The sequence below is a fragment of the Chryseosolibacter indicum genome (genome assembly GCF_018598585.1).
Lineage (GTDB): Bacteria > Bacteroidota > Bacteroidia > Cytophagales > Cyclobacteriaceae > Chryseosolibacter > Chryseosolibacter indicus.
The window spans coordinates 1-3,104 of sequence record NZ_JAHESD010000130.1; the positions used below are offsets into that span (position 1 = coordinate 1).

Below are 3,104 nucleotides of genomic sequence, written 5' to 3' on the forward strand. Positions count from 1 at the left end.
TGGTGATCGTCATCAGCAAGGTAAACAAGCTGATGTGATCGCCCATAAAAGGAACAGTAAATGGCAATTGAATTAACGAATCGTAGGTCGACAAGTCTTCTGCCCATAAGAAAGGTTGCTGACGTAATTCTATACTCGCAGGGAACAGGTAGAACATCGCGAAAAGGATCGGCATCTGTAATAATACAGGCACACAACCGCTGATCGGGTTAACACCTACTGAGCTGTACAGCTTCATTTGCTCCTGCTGCACCTTCGCCATGTCCTCGCCATGCTTTTCTTTGATCTCGTCAAGTTCAGGCTTCAGCACACGCATCTTCGCCATGCTCAGGAATGAGCGGTAGGAGAGTGGTGCCAATACCAGCTTGAGTAACAGAACAAGAATAAAGATGATCAAACCATAGTTTGAGATGATCTTTGTGAGGAAATGGAACACCGGGAAGATGACAAACTTGTTGATCCACTTCACAGGAGGCCACCCTAGGTAGATGTTCTGTTGGAAATCTTCTGCTACCACACCAATCTGCTGGTAATCATTAGGACCGAAATAATATTTCAGGTCTAAATTCTTGGCAAGGGATGCCTTGTCAATAGCAAGCCTGATCTTCGCGTGTTCTACTACGGCAGTATCAGCACTGTTTACGGTAGTAGCCACCTCGCCTGACTTAAAGTTTGCATTCTGAGCAATAAGCGACGCAAGGAAGAACTTCTCTTTAATAGCAACCCACTTGATAGGGTTGTTTAGGACTTCATTTTCTCCGGAAGAGTTTTCGGAGAGTTTGCTAAAGCCATCATTGGCTGAAAAGTAAGTGATGGTTGTATTGTTGCGAGTATCTTCAAGATCTTTTTCAGTAGGAGGAATGGCATCAGACCATATATAGGTAAGGGCATCACCTGCGATCTGCTCGGCAAGTCCTTTTTGCTCTATACGATATTTGATCTCATGACCAGCTTTGGGAATAGAATAAATGTGAGCGATAGACGCGCCACCTGCAAGTCGTAATGTATAGGTTACAACCGTAGAATCGCCGTTCTTGCTTTGCTGACCTTCATAGAACAAAGAATACAAATCGATGTCTTTGCCTTTGTAGTTGCCGATAAGGCTGAAAATAGAGCGCTCAGGCGTTACAAGTTTTAGCGGCTTCTTGGAGTAAGTTTTATATTTCTTTAATTCCAGCTCGCGGATAATACCACCCCTGTTGCTAAGTACCACCCGGATATCTTCATTCTCAACAGTAGTTAAATTCTCTGCACCCGTAGCAAAGTTTGAAAGATCGCCATAAGCAGCGGCAAGCGCAGCACTGTCAGGAGCCTGAACCCTGGTGGTATCAAGTTTCCCGGCAGTAGATATTTCAGTAGGTTTTTGAACAGGTTGAGGCTGAGGCGCAAACCAGTAGAAGTAAACAAGCAGCAATGCTGCTATAAGAGTAAGGCCAATAGCCGAATTTCTATCCATTTTAAAAGCGTATCTGTTTTAATTCTTTCTTAAAAGGGCGCAAAGTTATGAAATTGATTTTTTGTAATTGAGCGAGGCTTCCACAAACTTTACAAATAAAGGATGCGGGTTAAGCACAGTGCTCTTTAGTTCAGGGTGGTATTGAACACCTACGAACCAGGGGTGATCTTTTAATTCAACAACTTCCACCAGTGCTGAATCAGGGTTTACACCAACAGCACGCAAGCCTGCATTTTCAATTTGCTCAAGGTAGCTGTTGTTAAACTCGTAGCGATGCCGGTGACGTTCCTGTATTAATGATTCACCATAAGCGGCATGGGCCTTGCTTCCCTTTTTCAACTTACAGGTATAAGAACCTAGTCGCATGGTGCCGCCTTTTATTGTGATCTTCTTCTGTTCTTCCATCATGTCGATCACCGGGTTCTTCGTTTTTGGATTCAGCTCAGTCGAGCTTGCTTCAAGACCCAATACGTGTCTTGAGAATTCAACCACGGCACATTGCATTCCTAAACAGATGCCGAAGAAAGGAATCTTGTTCTCGCGCACCCATTTAATCGCCTGTATTTTTCCTTCCATACCGCGTTCTCCAAAACCAGGAGCTACCAGTATGCCATCAAGTCCTTTTAATACATTCTGAACGGTTTCGGCGCTGATATCTTCGGAAGAGATCCAATGCAATTTCACTTTACAGTCGTTCTGCGCACCGGCATGAACAAATGCCTCTACAATGGATTTATAGGCATCGGGAAGGGAAACATACTTACCCACAAGGCCGATGTTAATTTCTTCCGTCGGACTTTTCAGTTTGCCCAGGAAAGTTTTCCATTGTTCCAGGTCAGGCTCATGCTTCGAGTGAACCTTCAGTTTCGTAAGCACCCGCTCATCAAGCTTCTCGCGCTTCATTAATAAAGGCACATCGTATATCGTGTCCGCATCAATCGACTCAATTACTGAATTGAGGTGAACGTTACAAAAGAGCGCCAGTTTCTTACGAAGTTCGATAGGTAATGGCATCTCCGTTCTGCAAACGAGAATATCGGGCTGAATACCTTCGGCAAGCAATTCTTTAACAGAGTGTTGCGTAGGTTTTGTTTTTAATTCTTTGGCAGCCTTTAAATAAGGAATAAGCGTAAGGTGGATAACCAGCGCATTGTTGGCACCCAGGTCCCAGCGCACCTGGCGTACGGCTTCTATGTAGGGAAGCGACTCAATGTCGCCGACAGAACCACCAATTTCGGTGATAACGAAGTCATACTCACCGCTTTCACCCAATAAAAAGATGTTTCTTTTGATCTCATCCGTAATGTGCGGTACCACCTGCACCGTTTTACCCAGGTATTCACCCTGGCGTTCTTTGGTGATCACATTGTGATAGATCCTTCCTGTGGTAATATTGTTGGCCCTGGACGTAGAAATATTCAGAAAGCGCTCATAATGACCAAGATCCAGGTCGGTTTCAGCACCGTCGTCGGTAACATAACATTCACCGTGCTCGTATGGATTGAGCGTACCGGGGTCTATATTTATATAAGGATCAAATTTCTGAATTGTTACCTTAAAACCCCTTGCTTGTAGTAATTTCCCTAAAGAAGCAGCAATGATTCCTTTGCCCAAGGACGACGTTACACCCCCGGTTACGAATATATAC

The 3,104-nt window shown here is 44.4% G+C and carries 2 protein-coding genes; both read right to left on the reverse strand.

What is annotated here, in order from left to right:
* A partial coding sequence (yidC, locus tag KK060_RS24630; protein WP_254157906.1) for a membrane protein insertase YidC occupies positions 1–1,456 on the reverse strand: 1,456 nt, incomplete at its 3' end.
* 45 nt (positions 1,457–1,501) lie between these two features.
* The coding region (gene pyrG, locus KK060_RS24635; protein ID WP_254157908.1) for a CTP synthase at positions 1,502–3,104 on the reverse strand (1,603 nt) is incomplete at its 5' end.